This is a genomic window from Sulfurimonas hydrogeniphila (assembly GCF_009068765.1).
In the GTDB taxonomy this organism is placed as follows: Bacteria; Campylobacterota; Campylobacteria; order Campylobacterales; family Sulfurimonadaceae; genus Sulfurimonas; species Sulfurimonas hydrogeniphila.
In genome coordinates this window covers 2,018,117-2,035,017 of record NZ_CP035534.1, presented here as the reverse complement: position 1 = coordinate 2,035,017, position 16,901 = coordinate 2,018,117, and the positions used below count along the sequence as shown (strand labels likewise).

Annotated in this window: 20 protein-coding genes, 5 tRNA genes and 1 pseudogene; 24 read left to right on the top strand and 2 right to left on the bottom strand. The window is 36.8% G+C overall.

Going from position 1 to position 16,901, the window contains the following annotated elements; all coding sequences use genetic code 11:
- Nucleotide 1: 1 nt before the first annotated feature.
- The 10 genes and pseudogenes from gmd to ETP70_RS12780 all read left to right on the top strand — a co-directional run bounded on the left by gmd (nucleotide 2) and on the right by ETP70_RS12780 (nucleotide 8,941).
- The gene (gene gmd / locus ETP70_RS10700) at nucleotides 2–1,039 is read left to right on the top strand and encodes a GDP-mannose 4,6-dehydratase (RefSeq protein WP_223176099.1); all 1,038 of its coding nucleotides are present in this window, start codon (nucleotides 2–4) and stop codon (nucleotides 1,037–1,039) included.
- 3 nt (nucleotides 1,040–1,042) lie between these two features.
- Nucleotides 1,043–1,921: an NAD-dependent epimerase/dehydratase family protein gene (locus tag ETP70_RS10695; protein ID WP_151901167.1), complete on the top strand. Its 879-nt coding sequence runs from the start codon at nucleotides 1,043–1,045 to the stop codon at nucleotides 1,919–1,921.
- Complete coding sequence (locus ETP70_RS10690) at nucleotides 1,887–3,035, top strand: glycosyltransferase family 4 protein (protein ID WP_230973269.1); 1,149 nt, start codon at nucleotides 1,887–1,889, stop codon at nucleotides 3,033–3,035. The genes ETP70_RS10695 and ETP70_RS10690 overlap by 35 nt, the downstream gene beginning before the upstream one ends.
- Nucleotides 3,032–4,123: a glycosyltransferase gene (locus tag ETP70_RS10685; RefSeq protein ID WP_151901166.1), complete on the top strand. Its 1,092-nt coding sequence runs from the start codon at nucleotides 3,032–3,034 to the stop codon at nucleotides 4,121–4,123. The genes ETP70_RS10690 and ETP70_RS10685 overlap by 4 nt, the downstream gene beginning before the upstream one ends.
- Entirely contained in the window at nucleotides 4,120–5,412 is a 1,293-nt protein-coding gene (locus ETP70_RS10680) for an exopolysaccharide biosynthesis polyprenyl glycosylphosphotransferase (RefSeq protein ID WP_151901165.1), read from the top strand. The genes ETP70_RS10685 and ETP70_RS10680 overlap by 4 nt, the downstream gene beginning before the upstream one ends.
- On the top strand, nucleotides 5,409–6,602 hold the full coding sequence (locus ETP70_RS10675; protein WP_151901164.1) for an O-antigen ligase family protein: 1,194 nt from the start codon (nucleotides 5,409–5,411) through the stop codon (nucleotides 6,600–6,602). The genes ETP70_RS10680 and ETP70_RS10675 overlap by 4 nt, the downstream gene beginning before the upstream one ends.
- Before the next feature lie 4 nt (nucleotides 6,603–6,606).
- Complete coding sequence (locus ETP70_RS10670) at nucleotides 6,607–6,927, top strand: thioredoxin family protein (RefSeq protein WP_151901163.1); 321 nt, start codon at nucleotides 6,607–6,609, stop codon at nucleotides 6,925–6,927.
- Between the two features lie 72 nt (nucleotides 6,928–6,999).
- Nucleotides 7,000–7,509: a PAS domain-containing protein gene (locus tag ETP70_RS10665; RefSeq protein ID WP_151901162.1), complete on the top strand. Its 510-nt coding sequence runs from the start codon at nucleotides 7,000–7,002 to the stop codon at nucleotides 7,507–7,509.
- A pseudogene (locus ETP70_RS12740) lies at nucleotides 7,460–8,473 on the top strand (methyl-accepting chemotaxis protein); the annotation flags it as partial. The gene ETP70_RS10665 and the pseudogene ETP70_RS12740, both read left to right, overlap by 50 nt.
- Nucleotides 8,465–8,941 carry a CZB domain-containing protein gene (locus tag ETP70_RS12780; RefSeq protein ID WP_347400470.1) on the top strand — a complete coding sequence of 159 codons (477 nt, stop codon included), beginning with the start codon at nucleotides 8,465–8,467 and terminating at the stop codon, nucleotides 8,939–8,941. The pseudogene ETP70_RS12740 and the gene ETP70_RS12780, both read left to right, overlap by 9 nt.
- Here the strand turns inward: ETP70_RS12780 and ETP70_RS10655 are convergent.
- Complete coding sequence (locus tag ETP70_RS10655; RefSeq protein ID WP_151901160.1) at nucleotides 8,931–9,680, bottom strand: TrmH family RNA methyltransferase; 750 nt, start codon at nucleotides 9,678–9,680, stop codon at nucleotides 8,931–8,933. The two genes, ETP70_RS12780 and ETP70_RS10655, sit on opposite strands and share 11 nt — an antisense overlap.
- Before the next feature lie 12 nt (nucleotides 9,681–9,692).
- A complete protein-coding gene (locus tag ETP70_RS10650; RefSeq protein WP_151901159.1) occupies nucleotides 9,693–10,421 on the bottom strand; it encodes a YaaA family protein in 729 nt (242 codons plus the stop codon).
- A gap of 86 nt (nucleotides 10,422–10,507) precedes the next feature.
- Here ETP70_RS10650 and ETP70_RS10645 point away from each other — a divergent pair, with 86 nt between their 5' ends.
- The 14 genes from ETP70_RS10645 to rplL all read left to right on the top strand — a co-directional run bounded on the left by ETP70_RS10645 (nucleotide 10,508) and on the right by rplL (nucleotide 16,787).
- Entirely contained in the window at nucleotides 10,508–11,290 is a 783-nt protein-coding gene (locus ETP70_RS10645) for a 3',5'-cyclic-nucleotide phosphodiesterase (protein ID WP_151901158.1), read from the top strand.
- A 55-nt stretch (nucleotides 11,291–11,345) separates the two neighbouring features.
- Nucleotides 11,346–11,422 (top strand) — tRNA-Thr (locus ETP70_RS10640).
- 60 nt (nucleotides 11,423–11,482) lie between these two features.
- Nucleotides 11,483–11,567 (top strand) — tRNA-Tyr (locus ETP70_RS10635).
- A 7-nt stretch (nucleotides 11,568–11,574) separates the two neighbouring features.
- Nucleotides 11,575–11,650 (top strand) — tRNA-Gly (locus ETP70_RS10630).
- A 153-nt stretch (nucleotides 11,651–11,803) separates the two neighbouring features.
- Nucleotides 11,804–11,878: transfer RNA gene (locus tag ETP70_RS10625), tRNA-Thr, on the top strand.
- A 90-nt stretch (nucleotides 11,879–11,968) separates the two neighbouring features.
- Entirely contained in the window at nucleotides 11,969–13,168 is a 1,200-nt protein-coding gene (gene tuf / locus ETP70_RS10620; RefSeq protein WP_151901157.1) for an elongation factor Tu, read from the top strand.
- 45 nt (nucleotides 13,169–13,213) lie between these two features.
- The gene (gene rpmG, locus ETP70_RS10615; RefSeq protein WP_151901156.1) at nucleotides 13,214–13,366 is read left to right on the top strand and encodes a 50S ribosomal protein L33; all 153 of its coding nucleotides are present in this window, start codon (nucleotides 13,214–13,216) and stop codon (nucleotides 13,364–13,366) included.
- A gap of 143 nt (nucleotides 13,367–13,509) precedes the next feature.
- Nucleotides 13,510–13,585: transfer RNA gene (locus tag ETP70_RS10610), tRNA-Trp, on the top strand.
- Nucleotides 13,586–13,656: 71 nt separating this feature from the next.
- A complete protein-coding gene (secE, locus tag ETP70_RS10605; protein WP_151901155.1) occupies nucleotides 13,657–13,836 on the top strand; it encodes a preprotein translocase subunit SecE in 180 nt (59 codons plus the stop codon).
- Nucleotides 13,837–13,846: 10 nt separating this feature from the next.
- Nucleotides 13,847–14,374 (top strand): transcription termination/antitermination protein NusG, encoded by a 528-nt coding sequence (gene nusG / locus ETP70_RS10600; RefSeq protein WP_151901154.1) that lies wholly within the window; start codon nucleotides 13,847–13,849, stop codon nucleotides 14,372–14,374.
- Nucleotides 14,375–14,485: 111 nt separating this feature from the next.
- Nucleotides 14,486–14,911, top strand: coding sequence for a 50S ribosomal protein L11 (rplK, locus tag ETP70_RS10595; protein WP_151901153.1), 426 nt, complete (start codon nucleotides 14,486–14,488; stop codon nucleotides 14,909–14,911).
- Nucleotides 14,912–14,975: 64 nt separating this feature from the next.
- A complete protein-coding gene (gene rplA / locus ETP70_RS10590; protein ID WP_151901152.1) occupies nucleotides 14,976–15,668 on the top strand; it encodes a 50S ribosomal protein L1 in 693 nt (230 codons plus the stop codon).
- A 218-nt stretch (nucleotides 15,669–15,886) separates the two neighbouring features.
- Nucleotides 15,887–16,372 (top strand): 50S ribosomal protein L10, encoded by a 486-nt coding sequence (gene rplJ / locus ETP70_RS10585; protein WP_151901151.1) that lies wholly within the window; start codon nucleotides 15,887–15,889, stop codon nucleotides 16,370–16,372.
- Between the two features lie 43 nt (nucleotides 16,373–16,415).
- Nucleotides 16,416–16,787 (top strand): 50S ribosomal protein L7/L12, encoded by a 372-nt coding sequence (gene rplL / locus ETP70_RS10580; RefSeq protein ID WP_151901150.1) that lies wholly within the window; start codon nucleotides 16,416–16,418, stop codon nucleotides 16,785–16,787.
- The last annotated feature ends 114 nt before the right edge of the window (nucleotides 16,788–16,901 follow it).

The window sequence follows — 16,901 nt, the reverse complement described above, 5'->3', positions numbered from 1 at the left end:
TTTGAAGAAAAAAGCAATTGTAACAGGAATTACAGGGCAGGACGGCGCTTATTTGGCAGAGTTGCTACTCCAAAAGGGCTATGAAGTGTATGGAACATACAGACGTGTATCGTCTGTCAACTTTTGGAGAATAGAAGATTTGGGAATCGAGAATCATCCGAATCTGCATTTGATTGAATATGATTTGACAGATCAGGCAAACAGTATCCGAATGGTAGCTGAGATTAAGCCGGACGAAATCTACAATCTTGCGGCACAGAGTTTTGTAGGTGTTTCTTTTGAGCAGCCTCTTGCAACTGCACATATCACAGGACTTGGGTGTGTGCATCTGCTTGAGGCAATTCGTATCGTAGATAAAAGTATAAAATTTTATCAGGCGAGTACTTCTGAAATGTTTGGAGAAGTTCAGGAGATTCCACAGACAGAAACGACACCATTGCATCCAAGAAGCCCTTACGGTGTGGCAAAACAGTATGCGCACTGGATGACAATCAACTATAGAGAATCCTATAATATCTTTGGCAGTTGTGGCATTTTGTTTAATCATGAATCCCCTTTAAGAGGACTTGAATTTGTAACAAGAAAAATCACAGATGCAGTTGCAAAAATAAAACTTGCAAAATTGGAGTGCCTGGAGCTTGGAAATATGGATGCAAAACGGGATTGGGGGTATGCGAAAGATTATGTCGAGGGAATGTACCTGATGCTGCAGGCAGAGCAGCCGGATACTTTTGTGCTGGCAACAAACAGAACAGAAACAGTCAGAGATTTTGTTACCATGGCATTCAAAGCAGCAGATATTGAGCTTGAGTTTCAGGGAGATGGAGAAAATGAGGTGGCAATTGACAAAGCAACAGGTAAAACTGTTGTTCGTGTAAATCCGAAATTTTACAGACCGGCTGAGGTGGATTTGCTCATAGGTGATCCTCAAAAAGCAAAAAACATACTTGGATGGGAACCAAAAACAACACTCGAAGAGCTTTGCATGATGATGGTTGCAGAGGATTTAAAACGCAATAAAACAGGTTTCAAGTTTTAAAGAATGAAAAAAGTTTTAATAACAGGCAGTGACAGTTTTACAGGAAAACATTTGGCACACTATCTTGAGAAACATGGGTATGATGTTTATGGAACTTCTCTCTTTCACGAGAATGAAAAACAGTTTCAGTGTGACATAACCGACAAAAATGCCATTGAAAAAGTTTTGCAGGCTGTGCAGCCTGAGTATTTGATTCATCTTTCGGGTATCTCTTTTAGTGCACACGGCAACAGTGAAGATTTTTATAAAGTAAATACTGTCGGAACAACAAATATTTTAGAAGCCTTATGTCAACTTGATACAAAACCTGAAAAAGTAATACTGGCAGGCAGTGCAACAGTCTATGGCAATCAGGGTATTGGCGTTTTGGACGAGTCTTTATGTCCAAAGCCTGTAAACCATTACGGTGCGAGCAAATACGCTATGGAGTGTCTGGCACAAAACTATTTTGAAAAATTACCCCTTATAATAACCCGTCCTTTTAACTATACAGGAACAGGGCAGGCAGAAAATTTTTTAATACCAAAAATAGTCAGTCACTTTAAAGCGGGCAAAAAGAGTATAGAACTCGGCAACTTACATGTAAGGCGTGAATTTAACGATGTCAGTTTTGTGTGTGAAGTATACAAAAGGCTTTTAGAATCCGAAAAAAAATCCGAAATACTCAATATATGTTCAGGAAGAGGAATAAAGCTTTTGGATGCTATAGCAATGATGAATAAAATTGCCGGATATGAAATTGAAGTCAGAATAAACCCTGCTTTCGTCAGAAAAAATGAAATCGAATCTTTAACAGGTTCTGCAGAAAAACTTTTTTCTGTTGTTGGTACAGTACAACAAAAAGAGTTTGAAGATACTTTGCGAGATATGTTTGAAGCCTAAAATATTAGTTGACGCTGTTGCATTGCTTTCTCCTTTGACCGGTATAGGAAGATATACGTATGAAATTTCAAAAAATCTACAAAGCTCCACACAGATAAATACATTTTTTTATTATGGATACGTTTCCAAAGAAATTTTAGAGGATCAAAAGACTCACTCAAGACCACTTAAAAGTATTAAAAAAATTCTTGCAAAAAACACTTTTTTAAAAAAAGCAGCAAGAAAACTGTTAAAAATATACAGTTCGGTGAATTTTTCAAGTTATGATTTATACTGGCAGCCAAATTTTATACCCAATGAGAATGTAAAAGCAAAAAAAATTGTAACCACCGTACATGATTTTTCCTTTATACTTCATAGAGATTTTCATCCAAAAGAACGGATTGAATATTTTGAAAAGAATTTTTTTAAAAATATTATTCTGAGTGACATGCTCATTACAGGCTCCAACTATTCTAAAAATGAAATACTGCAAAGACTCAATTTTGATGAAGAGAAAGTAAGAGTAATCTATCATGGAATCAATCATCATGTATTTAAAGTAAAAAAAGAACTTTCGCTGCCTTTTGCTTTGCCTGAGAAATTTATATTGAGCGTTGGCAGTATTGAGCCAAGAAAAAATCTTAGAGGGCTTCTTCAGGCTTATGATGCTATGGATGACGCTATAAAGAAAGAGTATAAACTTGTGATGGTTGGATTTAAAGGATGGCAAAACAAAGAGTTAATGCAGATTATTCATAAAAATCAAGACAATATTGTTTATCTTGGTTTTATCAGTGATGATGAACTGGCAAAAGTATATAATCTGGCTTCACTTTTTGTTTTTGCCTCTTTTTATGAAGGTTTTGGATTGCCTCCTTTGGAAGCACTGGCTTGCGGAACGCCTGTTGTAAGTTCAAATTCGAGTTCAATGCCTGAAGTGTGTGGTGATGCGGCACTCTATTTTGACCCCTGCAATATAGAAGAGATGCAAGAAAAAATAGAACTTCTTCTGTATGATAAATCTCTGCAAAAAACACTTATTGACAAAGGTTTGCAAAGAGTAAAACAGTTTACATGGGAAAAATCGGCAAAAGAGCATCTGTCAGTTTTCAAAGAGGTACTAAAGCAGTGAAAACAGCAATAGTACATGACTGGCTGGTAACAGATGCCGGTGCAGAGAAAGTTTTGCAAGCTGTTTTGGAGATATATCCTGATGCCGATATTTTTAGTCTGGTGGATTTTTTGGATGAAAAGGAGAGAAAAAATGTGTTACACGGCAAATATGCGTACACTTCTTTTATACAAAAATTTCCCTTTGCAAAAAAACATTTTCGTAACTATTTGCCACTTTTTCCGGCCGCAATTGAAAGTTTTGATCTGCAAAAGTATGATCTTGTCATCAGTAGTTCCTGGGCAGTTGCCAAAGGCATCAAAAAGAGTAAAAACCAAATGCATATCTCCTATTGCTATACGCCTGTTCGGTATGCCTGGGATTTATATGATGAATATACAGGAAGCTTGAAACAGCCAAAAAAGTTTTTAGTGCAGGCAGTTTTGCAATACATTCGCAGGTGGGATCTCAAAACTCTGAATCGAGTCGATTACTTTATAGCCGATTCAAAATTTGTACAGCAGAGAATCAAAAGAATTTATAGTAGAGATTCTGTTGTAATATACCCTCCGGTAGATGTAGAGACTTTTACTTTGTGTCAAAATAAAGAGAATTTTTATTTGAGTGCTTCAAGACTGGTACCGTATAAAAAAACAAAACTGATAGTAGAGGCATTCAATGCCATGCCTGACAAAAAACTTGTTGTGATAGGTGAGGGGGAAGAGTACAGTGCCATAAAAAAAATCGCAAAACCCAATATAATACTTCTTGGCTACCAGGAAAAACCGATACTAAAAGAGTACATGCAAAAAGCAAAAGCTTTTGTATATGCGGCGGTAGAGGACTTTGGCATTGTTCCTGTAGAGGCACAGGCATGCGGAACACCTGTGATTGCTTTAGATGAGGGTGGTACGCATGAAACAGTTTGTGAGGGTATTACCGGCATCCATTTTAAAAAACAAACAGTTTTGGATATAATTGAAGCAGTAGAGCGTTTTGAAAATATGGGCTTTGATGCAAAGCTTATATCCAAACATGCACAGATTTTTAATAAAAAAAGATTTAAAACAGAATTTCAAACTTTTGTAGAAAGAAAGCTGGCAAAATGAAAACTTACATCTCCCATATGATAATTATTGGTATTGATTTGCTTGCTTTGACAGTGCTGTTTTACATCACTGCTTTTTTCTTTCCTCACTCCGAAGAAATTGCTTTGGGGGATTTTTTATTTATTATTTTTATTATTTTTATTTTATTTGTATATGAAAAAATTTATACGCTCCATTATGATTTTTGGCAGGAAACCTATAAAATTTTAAAGTCCCTTGTTTTGGCATTTTTTCTGGTGATGGCGATATTGGCACTTTTAAAAACTTCTTTTGCGTATTCAAAAATATTTATTACTACCTACTTTTTTTTGGGTCTTTTTTTACTGCCGGTGGTAAAACGGCTGGAAAAAAGAGTTCTTTATTCTTTTGACTGCTTTAAAAAAAATGTTTTGCTGCTGGGGAATACGGTACAAATCAGAACACTAAAAAAAGAGTTTCAAAAAAACTGGTATTTGGGAATGAAAACAAATAAGAGATTTTATGATATTGTGATTATTCCTTCAAAGGGTATGAACCCCCAGGAGATGGACAACACCATCACCAAATATCTCAATGAAAAAAGTGCTGTTTATGTTGTTCCCTATGTGACAAGTATTGATTTCGCAAATTCCGTGATTATGGATTATACCAATGTTCGGGTAAATACCATTCGTATAGAGAACAAACTGCTTTTAAAGCAAAATGTATATATAAAGTATATTTTTGATTATCTCCTGGCATTTGCAGTATTGCCGATATTTCTGTCTGTGCATTTTTTTGTCGCTTTGGCTGTTTTATTGGAATCGAAAGGAAAAATCTTTTTTAAACAGGAGCGGTTGGGGAAAAATAACAAAATTTTTAAATGCTACAAGTACAGAACAATGTATGAAAACTCTGATGCACTGTTGCAACAGTATCTTACAGAACATCCCGAAGAGATTGCCTACTATGAAAAATATCATAAATATAAAAATGATCCGCGTATAACAAAAGTAGGGAAATTTTTACGAAGCAGTTCTCTTGATGAACTGCCTCAGGTTTTGAATGTGTTGCAAGGGGAGATGAGCTTTGTCGGACCCAGACCGTATATGCTCAGTGAAGCAGAAAAACTTGGAAAACTGCGAGAACTTATTTTAAAAGTAAAACCCGGCATTACCGGGTTATGGCAGGTAAGCGGCAGGAATAATTTGACATTCAGACAAAGAAGCGAACTGGAAGTCTGGTATATCAAAAACTGGTCTCTGTGGGCTGATCTTGTAATTTTGGTCAAAACGGTAAAAGTTGTTTTAGCAAAAGTTGGTGCTAAATGACAAACAGGTATATCAATTATTTAATTATTCTTTATGCATTCAGTTTTCCGGTATCAAAAGCAGCTGTGAACATTTTGGAAGCAGTCATACTGCTTTTGTGGATATACGAGGGAAACTGGAAAGAAAAACTGAGACTTTTACAGTCGAGTCTCTTTATCAGAGTGTTGGGACTGTTTCTGCTTTACAGTCTGCTGTCTGTTATGTGGGCGTCAGATACCGAATTCGCATTGCAATATATCGGAAAATACCATCATTTTTTATTGATACCTGTGGTATATACTGCATTGCAAAAGAGATACATTCCTTATGTTTTTTCAGCTTTTGTACTCAGTGTGTTTGTGAGTGAACTGATGTCCTATGGCATTTTTTTTCATCTTTTTACCTATAAAGGGGCAACAGCCCAGTTCCCGACACCGTTTATGCACCATATTACCTATAGTGTGATTTTGGCGTTCACAGGTACAATTCTGCTTACAAATGTATTTACAGCAAAAGAGTATAAATACAAATTTTTTAATATACTCTTTTTTATTACGGTCACTGTAAATTTATTTATCAACGGCGGAAGAACAGGACAGATTGCTTTTATGGCTTTGATGGCACTGTTGCCTTTTTTATTGATAAAGCATAAAATAAAAGCGGCTGTTTTGGCTTTTTCTATTATATTTACAAGTTTTTTTCTTGCCTATACATACTCCGATAATTTTACTGTACGGATAGATCAGTTTAAAAAGGGAGTGACAAAAATATTTAATAACGATGACTATACAGACCAGGGAGGTATGCGGGCTGCCTTGTGGATAGTCGGGGCAGACCTGTTTATGCAGCATCCAGTAACAGGAACGGGAATAGGCAATGCAATGAAAGAGGCAAATTTGGTGGCTTCCCAGCACGGCTTTAAGCATAGAAACATGAACGAATTTGCTGATTATCACAATATGTTTCTCAATGAAGCAGTAGAACTTGGCAGTATTGGTCTGTTGCTTGTTCTTTTTATGCTGTATGCCCTGTTGAGACTTAAATTTGCAACACAACAATACTTTATACTCAATACTATGTTTGTATTGAGTTTTATCATTTTTTCAATGACACATAACACATTGCATCTAATGAATCCCATGGTCTTTTTTGCTTTGTTCAGCGGTCTTTTTTTAGGAATATCAAGAATAGAAAATCATCAGAAAGGATAAATTTATGAACACAATAGAAAACATAGAAAAAACAATACAAGAAAATCCGGCAGTGATGCTCTACTTTTCTGCGCCTGCATGTAATGTATGCCATGCGCTCAAACCAAAACTGCTTGAAGCGATAGATAGAAATTTCAAAGAATTTACCATTGTAACTGTTGATATTTCAGTTGAGCAGGAAATAGCGGCACATTTTAGTGTTTTTGCAATTCCTACGATACTCGTTTTTTTAGACGGCAGGGAATTTTTGCGAAAATCCCGTCATATGAGTGTGGATGAGGTTATTCGGGAGATACGCCGTCCTTATGAAATTATGATCTCTTAATATCCTTTTGTAATATTATATAAAATAATACAATGTTTGTAAGCTTCTTGTAACCTTTTGAAAGGATAAGCAGTGAATAAAATTGTTCCGAGAAATAACGAAATAACACTCGCAGAAGATGAGTTTATAGTTTCTAAAACTGATACAAAAGGAAAAATTCTTTACGGGAATAAAATTTTTATAAAGATTTCCGGTTATGAAGAAAAAGAGTTGCTTGGCCAGCCCCACTCAATACTGAGACATCCTGATATGCCTAAGATTATCTTTAAACTGCTTTGGGAGAGACTCAAAGCGAAAAAAGAGATATTTGCCTATGTGAAAAATCTCTCCAAAGACGGTTCCTATTACTGGGTATTGGCAAATGTCACAGTCACTATGGGAAAAAACGGAGATGTTATTGATTACCATTCTGTAAGGCGTAAACCCTCTGCCAGGGCAATGGCGGTCATTCCGGAGCTTTATGCACAGTTGCTGCAGGAAGAAAAAAGGTCAGGAATGGCTGGCTCAAAACAAATGCTTGACACACTACTCCATGAAAAAAGGACAGGGTATGATGATTTTATCTTCCATTTACAGCACTAAGCAAACACTTTCTCTCTATATGCTTTTAGGTGCCATATTGATTTACACATTGGTTACAGGACAGTATATATTTGCAGGAGCAGTATTTGCCGGACTTATCTCAACATTGCTTTTATCGCTCGCATCAGGTGATATCTGCGATAAAATCTTCCAGGATGAGTTGGTTCGACAGATCAGAGATGTGCTTCTCAAGGCTGGCAAAGGAGAGCTTTCTTATAGAATTACAAACATACCTGATACCCATATAATGCAGGGAGTTGCATGGGGAATCAATGATTTGCTTGATCAGACAGAACAGTATATCCGTGATGTGATTGCTTCGATTGAAAATGCAAATGCGGGATATAACAACAGAATAATCTATGAAAACGGATACAGAGGAGAATTTCTTGCATCCATTCCTGCGCTCAACCATGCCATTACGTCTATAGGAGTATCTCACAAAGCTGCACAAAAAACAAACCTTGGAGAAGTTTTTGATGTCAACAGTAATGGGGGTGTGACACGTGGACTGAATATTATTCAAGAAGATATATCTGATAATCTGGACATATTGCAAAGAATTGCACACAGTACACAAGAGACGGCAGAGGAAGCAACAGAGTCCAAAGTTGTGGTGAATAATATTACAAACAGGCTGGAAGAACTTATCACACTTATTACAAATTCAGATGAAGTCATTCGTGCTTTGAATGAACAGACAGGTGAAATCAATACTATTGTTGATTTGATTAAAGATATTGCAGACCAGACAAATCTGCTGGCACTCAATGCTGCTATTGAAGCAGCGCGTGCCGGAGAGCACGGGCGAGGGTTTGCTGTAGTAGCCGATGAGGTAAGAAAACTGGCAGAAAGAACGCAAAAAGCAACCCAGGAAATCTCTATTACAACCAATACACTCAAGCAGGAAGCGGATGATATCCAAAACAACTCTATGCAGATTACTGATCTTGCAATGCGTTCCCAAGAAGATGTTTCAAAATTTAACAATACACTCAACAGCTTTGCAAACAAAGCAAATGAATCAGCATATGAAGCTGTATTTATGTATGACTCACTCTATACCAGTCTGGCAAAAGTAGACCATATTATACTCAAGCACAAAGCCTACAAGGCGCTTTTAGATGAAAATGAAGCAATGGTAAAAGAGTTTGTTGATCACAATAAATGTAGAATGGGACAGTGGTACAATACCGATGCAAAACAGAAGTTTGGACATACAAAAGCCTATAAAGAGCTGGGGAATGTCCATAAGAGAGTCCATGATAAAATATTTGAAGTAATGCGCTGTGTCCCTGAACATACCTGTATTACGAAAGAAAACCAGGATAATGTTATAAGCGGATTTAAAGATATGGAAGAAGCGAGTTTTAAGATGTTTGATCTCTTTAGAGCAATGGTAAGAGAAGGTAACCCCAAAGTTACGCTTTAAAGGCAATCAGTGATGCCGTAACGGCAACATTGAGTGATTCTACACCTCTGTTCATGGGAATAGAGACAGAATCATTGCAGAGTTTTTCCACTGCATCACTGACGCCTTCGTTTTCATTCCCCAAAACATAGACGGTTTTTTTATCTTCTCTGATATCGTTGAGAGCAGTTTTTGCATGGGAGGAGAGGGAATAGATTTTTGCTTCTTGAAGTTGCGGCAATATCTCTTCAAGTGTATTACAAAAGTAGACAGGCAGTTTAAAAAGCGTGCCGGCACTTGCTTTGACAACAAGAGGAGAAATTTTTGCCGAGTTCTTCTTTGGCAGAATGATACCGTCAATATTTCCTGCAGCACACGAACGTATAATCATTCCTAAATTTTGCGGATTTTGTATACCGTCAAGTGCAATGAGTCTGTATTGCTGCAGTTCTTTTATTTTGTTTACATGTAAATATGTTTTAGAAACTATATCAATGGCTACTCCCTGATCCTGTTTCGCATTTTTGCTTATGCGTGAAAGAGCGGCTTTGTTATGTTTCACTGTTTCGATATTACGCTCTTTTGCAAGTAAAAGAATCTTTTTTATTGCTCCGTCAGGTTTGTTTGAATCTGCCAGATGCAGTTTGTGAATTTCAATAGAACTGTCTTGGAGTATTTCTACAACGACATTTCTTCCGTACAAGGTAATGATTTTTTCAAAAAAAGCTTTTTTTTCTTTATACTCTTGAGAGTCTTTCATATTGTGTTTCTCCTATTCTATTATATTGTATACAATTTCTTTTTTTAGTTTTTGCTCTGTAATCTCGTGAACCTGTAAATTTTCTATCTCAAGTTTCATAAAATCATTCAGAGAGTTTACACCGGCTTTTGCAATTTCACGCAAAACAATTCCCCGATAGGCTTTTGCCCAGTGTGAAACTGTTTTTCCGTTTTTTAAAAATTTCAGTGTTGTATGCGGTTGCGTGAGTTTGTAAAATTTATTATAATAGCCTGCCCGTAAATCTAAAATATCATTGCCTCCAAGATATAAATCAAGCTGGTAGGAAAAACGTTCTTTGTAAAATTTATCCGGTGCAATATCACCGATACTGTTTCCCTGTTTGACTTTATAGTTTGCAATTACATCACCACCGAGTACAGGACCGTAAAGATTTGAAAATATAAGAGTATTGTTTTTGAGATGCTCTTGCGCACTTTCATTGAGTTCAGCATATTTCAGGTAGTCATAGGCTACACCCTGATAGCGTTCTATCGCACACATCAAAGCAGAATTGTATATGTCGTTTATGTATGGCCAGCATTCACTGAATTTTTTAAAACCAAAAAGTTCTTTTATTTTTTCTTCATTAGCACTTAATACTATAGTATTATAAGCGTCCAAAATTTCTTTCCTGGCATTTAATGCACCAAAAAGGTCTTTTGCTTTTTCGTTTCCGCCGCTCTTTTTCCCTTCTGATGGAGAAAATAGTATTTTTAACATTATTTATATACCTTTGTAAAAACTGTTAATGCAATTATATCTACATAAATGCTATAATATTTCCAAAACAGCAAAAAGTGTATAAAATGTATGAAAACAGCATAAAAATTTTAGGTGCCTATGGAACTAAAGCCAAAGGTTTTGGAACAACATCCTTTATGTTGGATGCCGCAACTGTGATTGATGCCGGAAATCTTTTAAATGCTTTGGCCGAGAACTCTTTACATGTAGAGTATATTTATTTAACACATTCTCACCTTGATCATATAGCGGATATAGCTTATATTGTAGACAACTATTTTTTACAAAGAAGAAAAACTTTGCATATCATAAGCTTGCCCCAAACAATACAGGCATTAAAAAAACATTTTTTTAATGACATAATATGGCCGGATTTTTCCAAAATTCCTTTGGAAGGCTCAGAAGAAATGAGCATCAGATACAGAGATGTACATTGTAACGAGACATATACACTCAATAACAAAACAACTATTATGCCAATTGAAACGGACCATACGGTTCCGAGTTGCGGCTATATTTATAAAGTAAACAACAAAGGTGTACTTATAACGGCAGATACACTCTCTCTTGAAAATATTATAAACAGACTGAACAATGACAGAGAAATAAAGTCGCTTGTTATTGAATGCTCTTTTCCTTCAAGTATGGAAAAACTAGCAAGAGTAAGCAAACACCTGACACCAAAACTGCTTTTTAAAGCATTGCAGAAATTACAAAGAGATGATATAAGACTCTATATTAACCATATCAAACCGTCATATTTAAAAGAGATTACTGAAGAAATAGAAGAATTTGGGAGAAATTTTAGGCCAATTCTACTAAAAGACGGTGATTTTATAAATTTCTGAGAAAAACCCTTGACATTGAATTTGTTTTGCACTATAATTCTGGCTCAAATTCGATGCCGACATAGCTCAGTTGGCTAGAGCAGCTGATTTGTAATCAGCAGGCCCGGGGTTCAAATCCTCGTGTCGGCACCATTGAATTTTGAATATTAGAAACAGTGTTAGACCAGAAAAACATTTTATAAATGTACACGTGGTGGGATAGTCAAGTGGCCAACGACGGCAGACTGTAAATCTGCTCCCTATGGGTTCAGAGGTTCGACTCCTCTTCCCACCACCACTCATATGCGGGTGTAACTCAGTGGCTAGAGTTCCTGCCTTCCAAGCAGGCTGTCGAGGGTTCGAATCCCTTCACCCGCTCCATCTGAGATTCTGGAAGCTGAAGTATAATTTCTATCTTACTTCATACAATCTGTATATTTGTAAAATATATATTTATATAGAATATTCTAATCACAAAAAAACTAATATCAAAATAAAAGAATTATTCAATTATTGCTTAATATAATCTCGTTTGCTCTCGTGGCTCAGGGGTAGAGCACTTCCTTGGTAAGGAAGAGGTCGGCGGTTCAAATCCGCTCGTGAGCTCCATTTAAGTAAAATTATGTTTTAATTAAGCAATAATTGAATGATTTTTGGGTATAATTCCATTTCAATTCAAAATTAAAGTCGGAGAACATTATGGCAAAAGAAAAGTTTGAACGTAACAAACCCCATGTTAACATCGGTACAATTGGTCACGTTGACCACGGTAAAACAACATTAACAGCAGCTATTACTGCAGTACTTGCAGTTAAAAATGATGCAAAATTTATGGATTATGATGCAATCGATAATGCACCTGAAGAAAGAGAGCGTGGTATTACTATCGCTACTTCACACGTAGAGTATGAAACAGACAACCGTCACTATGCGCACGTTGACTGTCCTGGTCACGCGGATTATGTTAAAAACATGATTACAGGTGCTGCACAAATGGACGGTGCTATTCTTGTTGTTTCTGCAGCGGATGGCCCAATGCCACAAACTCGTGAGCATATCCTTCTTTCAAAACAAGTTGGTGTTCCGTACATCGTTGTTTTCATGAACAAAGAAGATATGGTTGATGATGAAGAGTTGTTAGAGTTGGTTGAAATGGAAATTCGTGAACTGCTTGATATGTATGAATTCCCAGGTGATGACACTCCAATCACTGCAGGTTCAGCATTAAAAGCTCTTGAAGAAGCAAAAGCAGGTACTTTGGGTGAATGGTCTGAGAAGATTGTTGAGCTTATGAAAACTGTTGATGAGTATATTCCTGAACCAGAACGTGAAACTGACAAAGATTTCTTAATGCCTGTTGAAGATGTTTTCTCAATCTCTGGTCGTGGTACAGTTGTTACTGGACGTATCGAGCGTGGTGTTATTAAAGTTGGTGAAGAAGTAGAAATCGTTGGTATCCGTGATACACAAAAAACTACTGTAACCGGTGTTGAAATGTTCCGTAAAGAAATGGAGCAAGGTGAAGCCGGTGACAACTGTGGTATTCTTGTTCGTGGTATTGCGAAAGATGAAGTTGAGCGTGGTCAAGTACTTTGTAAGCCGGGTACAATTACACCTCACACTAAATTTACTGCAGAAATCTATGTTCTTAGTAAAGATGAGGGTGGTCGTCATACTCCATTCTTCAATGGTTACCGTCCACAGTTCTATGTACGTACTACAGACGTTACTGGAGCAATCACTTTACCAGAAGGTACTGAGATGGTAATGCCAGGTGATAACGTAAGTATTACTGCTGAGTTAATTCACCCAATTGCAATGGAAAAAGGTACTAAGTTCGCTATCCGTGAGGGTGGACGTACAGTTGGTGCCGGTGTTGTTGCAGAGATTCTTGCATAATTAGCCTTTGGCTAATATGCAAAATCCTTTAAAAGGTTCCTTAATATGAGAGAAGCAATACACTTGGGTTGTGAGAAATGTACAAGACGTAATTATCACACAACAAAAAACAAAAAGACTCACACTGAGAAATTTTCAGTACGTAAATACTGTAAATGGTGTAAAGAGCACACAATTCACAAAGAGATGAAACTGTAATAACAGTTCATTTTTTTGTAACAAATGAAGGCACTAGTGCCGCGGGTTTCCTGCCGAAGGAAACTCAGCGTTAGCGTAGATATCGGGACTTGTTCCGATGTCGTCACTATTAAATAATTGGTGCCTAAATTTTGTAAAAATTTAGGCGTATAGCTCCAATGGTAGAGCACCGGATTCCAAATCCGGGTGTTGGGAGTTCGAGTCTCTCTACGCCTGCCACACATTTATTATAAGTAGAGCAGATCTGCTTTATTTATAACAAATGACATTTCAATATATGGAAAAGATAGATGAATTTAAGTAAAGTAATAAGTAACGCAAGACTGGAACTGAGCAAAGTTATCTTTCCTACCAAAAGTCAGGTAAAACAGGCATATATAGCAGTTGTTATTGTAGTTTCTGCAATAGCAGCATTTCTTGCATTGGTTGACTTGCTTATGTCATCTGTTATGTCTGCAATTTTAGGTTAAGGAGTAAAAAATGGCACATCAATGGTACTCTATACAGACCTATGGCAGTGACAGAACAGTGAGAGATGCAATCTTTAATATGATAAAAGAACATGGTTTGGAAGAGCATATTACCGATGTAATAGTTCCTACAGAGGATGTTATTGAAGTAAAAGACGGAAAGAAGAAGGTGAGTGAGAGATCTTTGTATTCCGGTTATGTGTTCGCCCGCATAGATTTAAATACAGAAATTCAGCATATGATTCAGTCAATACCGAAAGTATCAGGTTTTATCGGGGAAGGAAACACACCTACACCTTTGAGCGAACATGACATTAATGTTATTTTGGATCGTGTGAACAACCGTGCCGCACCAAAACCAAAAGTATTTTTTGATAATGGTGAAACGGTACGTATTATTGACGGACCTTTTGCCAACTTTACGGGAACAGTTGATGAGTATGACCTTGAACACGGCACTCTTAAGCTGAATGTTTCAATCTTTGGCAGAGCTACTCCTGTAGATATTTCTTACACACAGGTAGAAAAAATAATCTAATAAAGAACCCTGCTACGCTAAGGCTAGGTTTTAATTTTTTGAAACTTAACCTTAGCGTAGTAAACTGGACCTCGTTTGGATTACGTAATTAAATAATGAAAAGGACAAAAAATGGCAAAAAAAGTCATGGATTATATCAAGCTACAAATAGAAGCTGGTAAAGCTAACCCGGCTCCACCAGTAGGACCTGCATTAGGACAACGTGGTGTTAATATCATGGAATTCTGTAAAGCATTCAATGAAAAAACAAAAGATAAAATGGGATTTAAAGTTCCTGTTATTATTACAGTTTACAATGACAGAAGTTTTTCTTTTGTTACAAAACAACCACCTGCTTCTGAACTTTTAATGAAAGCAGCCGGACTGAAAAAAGGAAGTGACAATCCTCTTAAAAACAAAGTAGGGTCATTAACTCGTGCACAGCTTATGGAAGTTGTAGAAGCTAAAATCGAAGATTTAAATACTGACGACAAAGAGATGGCTGCAAATACTTTGGCTGGTTCTGCCCGTTCAATCGGTATAGAAATCAAAGACTAGTAAAAACAATCATCGACCACAGTGATTTCAAAATTATGTGGCAGAATTAATATGGAGATTTGTAATGAGCAAAAGATATAAACAATTATTAGAAAAAATTGACAAAACAAAATCATACAGTGTAGAAGAAGCTTCTGCAACAGTAAAAGATTTAAAAAGTGCAAAGTTCGACGAAACAGTTGAAATTGCAATGAACTTGAATGTAGATCCTCGTCACGCAGACCAAATGGTTCGCGGTGCTATCGTTCTTCCTCATGGAACCGGTAAAACAGTTCGTGTTGCTGTATTTGCCAAAGGTGCCAAAGCTGATGAAGCAAAAGCTGCAGGTGCAGACATCGTTGGAACTGATGATTTGGTTGCACAAATCAAAGAGGGAATTTTTGATTTTGATGTTGTTGTTGCAGCACCTGACTGTATGGGTCTTGTAGGTCAAATTGGTCGTATTCTTGGGCCAAAAGGATTGATGCCAAATCCTAAAACTGGAACTGTAACACCTGATGTTGCAACAGCTGTGAAAAATGTCAAAGGCGGCCAGGTTAACTTTAGAGTTGACAAAAAAGGTAATATCCATGCCGGTATAGGGAAAGCAAGCTTTGAAGCTTCTCAAATTGCAGAGAATTTAACAACATTTCTTTCTGCAATCAATAAACAAAAACCTGCCTCTGCAAAAGGGCGTTATATTAAAAATGCAGCATTGAGTCTAACTATGAGTCCTGCAGTTAAACTTGATGTTGTAGAGTTGGCAGATATCAAATAAGCGGGCTAAAGCCCCTCATAGGAAAAAACCAAATTTTTTCCTATGCTGAAATAAAAGTTTTTATTGTAGTATAAAATATATATTACAATAAAGATTTTCATTTTGGAAATCTGAATTACTTGGACTAAAGATAGTTGGGGGTATCTGCCGTGTCGGCAGTGAGCTTAATCGTACCCTTTCGCCCCGCTTGAAGTTATGTCTGGAAAGGAGAACTATATATGCTTAAGTCAAAAAAAGCTGAAGTAATTGAGCAGTTAACTACTTCATTTGCCAATACTACGGCAGTTGTTATATGTGACTACAAAGGTTTAACTGTAAGTGAACTTGAAGAGTTACGTAAATCTGCTCGTGCAAAAGACACAAGTGTTCAGGTTGTTAAAAATACTTTAGCAACAATTGCACTGAATAATGCTGAGATGAGTGGTGTTGAAATCAAAGATACAAATATTTTTATTTGGTCTGATGATGTTATCAATGCTGCTAAAATCGCGGCTGATTTCGCCAAAGATCATGACAAGTTCGTGATTAAAGCCGGTTATTTAGATAAAGAACCTGCAGACGTAGCTAAAATCGAAGCATTCGCAAAACTTCCTGGTCGTGATGAACTTCTCGGTATGCTTGCTGCTACCTGGATGGCTCCAATTACAAATATGGCAATTGGAATTGATGCTTTACGCAAAAAGAAAGAAGAAGAGGAAGCGTAAGCTTTCTTTACAATATATAAAATAAAATTAAGGAGCTAATATTATGGCTGTTACTAAAGAAGATGTATTAGAGTTTATTTCTGGACTTTCTGTTTTAGAATTATCTGAACTTGTTAAAGAGTTTGAAGAAAAATTTGGTGTTTCTGCACAACCTGTTGCTGTTGCTGGTGTTGCCGGTGATGCTGGCGCTGCTGCTGCTGAGCAGACTGAATTCAATGTTGTTTTAACTGATGTCGGTGCGAAAAAAATCGGTGTTATTAAAGCGGTTCGTGCTTTAACTGGTCTTGGACTAAAAGAAGCAAAAGAAGCATGTGAAAGCTTACCGTCTACAATCAAAGAGGGTGTAGATAAAGAAACTGCTGAAGAGGCAAAAGCTGCTTTAGAAGAAGCTGGTGCTACAGTAGAAGTTAAGTAGTCTTAACTTAAAAACAAAGAGGGTTTTGTCCCTCTTTTTTGGGCGCTTTAGCGAAGAGAACGGACTCTCTTGGCTAAAGTGCCCTTATGTCGTTTATAAGCACTATAAAAAAAT

Coding starts and splice junctions, on each gene's coding strand:
- ETP70_RS10695 (WP_151901167.1), top strand. CDS start 1,043: ATGAAAAAAGTTTTAATAACAGGCAGTGACAGTTTTACAGGAAAACAT.
- ETP70_RS10680 (WP_151901165.1), top strand. CDS start 4,120: ATGAAAACTTACATCTCCCATATGATAATTATTGGTATTGATTTGCTT.
- ETP70_RS10675 (WP_151901164.1), top strand. CDS start 5,409: ATGACAAACAGGTATATCAATTATTTAATTATTCTTTATGCATTCAGT.
- ETP70_RS10670 (WP_151901163.1), top strand. CDS start 6,607: ATGAACACAATAGAAAACATAGAAAAAACAATACAAGAAAATCCGGCA.
- ETP70_RS12780 (WP_347400470.1), top strand. CDS start 8,465: ATGCGTTCCCAAGAAGATGTTTCAAAATTTAACAATACACTCAACAGC.
- ETP70_RS10655 (WP_151901160.1), bottom strand. CDS start 9,680: ATGAAAGACTCTCAAGAGTATAAAGAAAAAAAAGCTTTTTTTGAAAAA.
- ETP70_RS10650 (WP_151901159.1), bottom strand. CDS start 10,421: ATGTTAAAAATACTATTTTCTCCATCAGAAGGGAAAAAGAGCGGCGGA.
- ETP70_RS10645 (WP_151901158.1), top strand. CDS start 10,508: ATGTATGAAAACAGCATAAAAATTTTAGGTGCCTATGGAACTAAAGCC.
- tuf (WP_151901157.1), top strand. CDS start 11,969: ATGGCAAAAGAAAAGTTTGAACGTAACAAACCCCATGTTAACATCGGT.
- rpmG (WP_151901156.1), top strand. CDS start 13,214: ATGAGAGAAGCAATACACTTGGGTTGTGAGAAATGTACAAGACGTAAT.
- secE (WP_151901155.1), top strand. CDS start 13,657: ATGAATTTAAGTAAAGTAATAAGTAACGCAAGACTGGAACTGAGCAAA.
- nusG (WP_151901154.1), top strand. CDS start 13,847: ATGGCACATCAATGGTACTCTATACAGACCTATGGCAGTGACAGAACA.
- rplK (WP_151901153.1), top strand. CDS start 14,486: ATGGCAAAAAAAGTCATGGATTATATCAAGCTACAAATAGAAGCTGGT.
- rplA (WP_151901152.1), top strand. CDS start 14,976: ATGAGCAAAAGATATAAACAATTATTAGAAAAAATTGACAAAACAAAA.
- rplJ (WP_151901151.1), top strand. CDS start 15,887: ATGCTTAAGTCAAAAAAAGCTGAAGTAATTGAGCAGTTAACTACTTCA.
- rplL (WP_151901150.1), top strand. CDS start 16,416: ATGGCTGTTACTAAAGAAGATGTATTAGAGTTTATTTCTGGACTTTCT.